General features: G+C 59.3%; 2 protein-coding genes. Both read right to left on the minus strand.

Going from position 1 to position 3,694, the window contains the following annotated elements:
• Nucleotides 1-38: 38 nt before the first annotated feature.
• A complete protein-coding gene (locus tag HV213_RS33045; protein WP_004213592.1) occupies nucleotides 39-3,008 on the minus strand; it encodes a Tn3 family transposase in 2,970 nt (989 codons plus the stop codon).
• Nucleotides 3,009-3,010: 2 nt separating this feature from the next.
• A complete protein-coding gene (locus HV213_RS33050) occupies nucleotides 3,011-3,568 on the minus strand; it encodes a recombinase family protein (protein ID WP_082238049.1) in 558 nt (185 codons plus the stop codon).
• Nucleotides 3,569-3,694: the final 126 nt, after the last annotated feature.

Raw genomic sequence — 3,694 nt, forward strand, 5'->3', positions numbered from 1 at the left:
GGGAAGGAGGGAGTGACCATCTCATTAAATAAAGCACGTTAAGCCGGTGGCAGTGGTCGCAACGGTCTGAACTTGCCTGCGCCGACCTTGGTGCTGCTGCGCCAGAGGTAATCGCCGGTCAGATTGATGTGTTCCCACCCCAGCGGTGACAGGTATTGAAACAGCGTCTCGTCTACCGGTTTGCCGTGCCCGTTCAAAGCATTGGTTGCCCGTTCCAGATAGGCCGTGTTCCAAAGCACGATGGCCGCCGTTACCAGATTGAGGCCGCTGGCCCGGTAGCGTTGTTGCTCAAAACTGCGGTCGCGGATTTCGCCCAGTCGGTTGAAGAACACCGCCCTGGCCAGCGCGTTGCGCGCCTCGCCTTTGTTGAGTCCGGCCTGCACGCGGCGGCGCAGCTCCACGCTTTGCAGCCAATCCAGTATGAACAGCGTGCGCTCAATGCGCCCCAGCTCGCGCAGTGCAACGGCCAGTCCGTTCTGACGCGGATAGCTGCCGAGCTTGCGCAACATCAGCGAGGCCGTCACCGTACCCTGCTTGATCGAAGTGGCGAACCGCAAGATTTCATCCCAATGGGCGCGTATCTGCTTGATGTTCAGCCGGTCGCTGCTAATCATCGGCTTGAGCGCGTCATAGGCGGCATCGCCCTTTGGGATGAATAGCTTGGTGTCGCCCAGGTCTCGGATACGTGGCGCGAATCGGAAGCCCAGTAGGTGCATCAGGCCGAAGACATGATCGGTAAAGCCCGCTGTGTCGGTGTAGTGCTCCTCGATCCGCAAGTCCGACTCGTGGTACAGCAGGCCATCGAGCACATAGGTTGAATCACGCACGCCGACGTTGACTACCTTGGTGCTGAAGGGCGCGTACTGGTCGGAGATATGGGTATAAAACGTCCGGCCTGGACTGCTTCCATACTTCGGGTTGATATGCCCGGTGCTCTCCGCTTTGCTGCCGGTTCTGAAATTTTGGCCATCCGACGATGACGTGGTGCCATCGCCCCAGTTTCCGGCAAAGGATTGCCGGAACTGCGCGTTGACCAGTTCGGCCAGCGCCGTTGAGTACGTTTCATCCCGGATGTGCCAGGCTTGCAGCCACGACAGCTTGGCGTAAGTCGTGCCTGGGCAGGACTCGGCCATCTTGGTTAGCCCGAGATTGATGCCATCAGCCAGGATCGTCGTCAGCAGCAAGGTTTTGTCCTTGGCCGTGTCGCCGGTCTTCAGATGCGTGAAATGCCGGGTGAAGCCTGTCCACTCATCAACTTCCATCAGCAGTTCGGTAATCTTGACGTGTGGCAGCAGCATCGCCGACTGGTCGATTAGGGCTTGTGCGGTCTCCGGCACCGCCGCGTCCAGCGGCGTGATCTTCAGGCCGGACTCGGTAATGATGGCATCCGGCAGATCATTGGCCGCCGCCATGCGGTTGACGGTGGCAAGCTGCTGTTCCAGCAATGCCAGTCGGTCGTGCAAATACTGATCGCAATCGGTGGCCACTGCCAGCGACAATTCGTTGGCCAGCTTCAGAGTAGCGAACTTCTCGGCCGGCACCAGGTACTCATCAAAGTCCTTGAACTGGCGCGAACCCTGCACCCAGACATCGCCTGATCGCAGCGCGTTCTTTAGCTCTGACAGGGCGCACAGCTCGTAGTAGCGCCGGTCAATGCCATCGTCCGTGAGCACCAGTTTCGCCCAGCGTGGCTTGATGAATGCGGTCGGCGCGTCGGCGGGCACCTTGCGGGCGTTGTCGCTGTTCATGCCGCGAAGCACCTCGATGGCATCGAGTACGCCCTTGGCGGCTGGTGCCGCCCGTAACTTAAGTACGTCCAGGAACTGCGGCGCGTAGCGGCGCAACGTGGCGTAGCTTTCACCGATGCGATGCAGAAAGTCGAAGCTCTCCGGCTGCGCGAGCTTTTGCGCCTCCGTGACGCTGGCGGCGAAGGTATCCCACGGCATTACGGCCTCGATGGCGGCGAACGGATCGCCGCCGCTCTGTTTGGCTTCCAGCAAGGCTTGGCCGATGCGGCCATACATCCGCACCTTGTCATTGATCGCCTTGCCGGAAGCCTGAAACTGCTGCTGATGCTTGTTCTTGGCGGCGTTGAATAGTTTGCCAATGATGCGGTCGTGCAGGTCGATGATTTCGTCGGTGACGGTGGCCATGCCTTCAATGGCCAGCGAAACCAGAGTGGCATAGCGTCGTTGCATCTCGAACTTTGCCAGATCGGCAGGCGTCATCTGCCCACCCTCACGGGCGATCTTGAGCAGGCGGTTCTGGTGAACTTGTCGCTCGATGCCTGCGGGAAGGTCAAGCGCCTGCCAAGCCTTGAGGCGCTCGATGTGTTCAAGCATATGCCGAGAGTTCGGCTTGACGGGCGACTGGCGCAGCCATGCCAGCCACGTCAATTTGCTGCCGTCCTTGCGCTTGAGAAGTTCGTCCAGGCGCTGACGGTGGAGCGATAACAAAGAATCGGTCAACGCCGCGTAAATACGCCGGTTGGCACGGGTGATGGCCTCGGCGCTCGCGCGCTCGATGGCATTCATGGCGGGCAGGATGATGCTCTGCCGCCGCAGGTTTTCGACAAGGGTGCTGGCCAGCACAATCCCTTTATCGGTCTGCAAGGCCAGCTCGGTCAATGTATGCACGGCTTGCCGGTAGTGACTCATGGTGAAGGGCTTGAACCCGAACACCGTTTGCAGCTCGACCAAGTGCTCCCGCCGCGTCTGCTCGCGCTGGCCGTAATCGTTCCAACTTTCCACCGGCACCTTGAGTTGTGCGGCCACCATGCGCAACAGGGGCGGAAACGGAGGCTCATCGATGCCCAAGAAGATGCCAGGGAATCGCAAGTAGCAAAGCTGCACGGCGAAGCCCAATCGATTCGCAGCGCCGCGACGCTGGCGGATCACCGATAGGTCGGTTTCGTTGAACGTGTAGTGCCGTATCAGTTCGTCTTTGGCATCTGGTAGTGCCAGCAGGCTTTCGCGCTCGGTGGCGGACAGGATTGAGCGGCGCGGCATGATCAGTCTTCCCGCAGGTACTGGTACAAGGTTTCGCGACTGATGCCGAAGTCACGGGCCACCAAGGTTTTTTGATCGCCTGCCGCGACTCGCTGTTTCAACTTGGCAATTTGTTCGCTGTTCAGCGATTTCTTTCGTCCCCGGTAGGCACCGCGCTGCTTGGCCAGCACGATTCCCTCGCGCTGGCGTTCGCGGATCAGTGCGCGCTCGAACTCCGCAAAAGCCCCCATGACCGACAGCATCAAATTGGCCATCGGTGAGTCATCGCCGGTGAACGCCAGCCCTTCTTTGACAAACTCCATCCGCACGCCCCGTTGTGTCAGCTCCTGAACGATGCGGCGCAGGTCATCGAGATTGCGTGCCAACCTGTCCATGCTGTGCACCACCACGGTGTCGCCCTCGCGCACAAAGGCCAGCAGCCTTTCAAGTTCGGGACGTTGCGTGTCCTTGCCGGAAGCCTTATCGGTGAATACCTTACCGACTTCGATTTGCTCCAGTTGCCGATCAGGGTTCTGGTCGAAGCTGCTGACGCGGATATAGCCAATGCGTTGACCTTGCAAGGTGCCTCCAAAGGTAAAAGTGTCAGGATGAAATCCATTACCCTTGGCGGCTTGTGTCAATAAATACAAACTACAACTCTATTCTGACGTGCTTTGCGCCAAGCATCTGACATCAGGTTAGGGTAT

Source organism: Klebsiella sp. RHBSTW-00484, assembly GCF_013705725.1.
In the GTDB taxonomy this organism is placed as follows: domain Bacteria; phylum Pseudomonadota; class Gammaproteobacteria; order Enterobacterales; family Enterobacteriaceae; genus Klebsiella.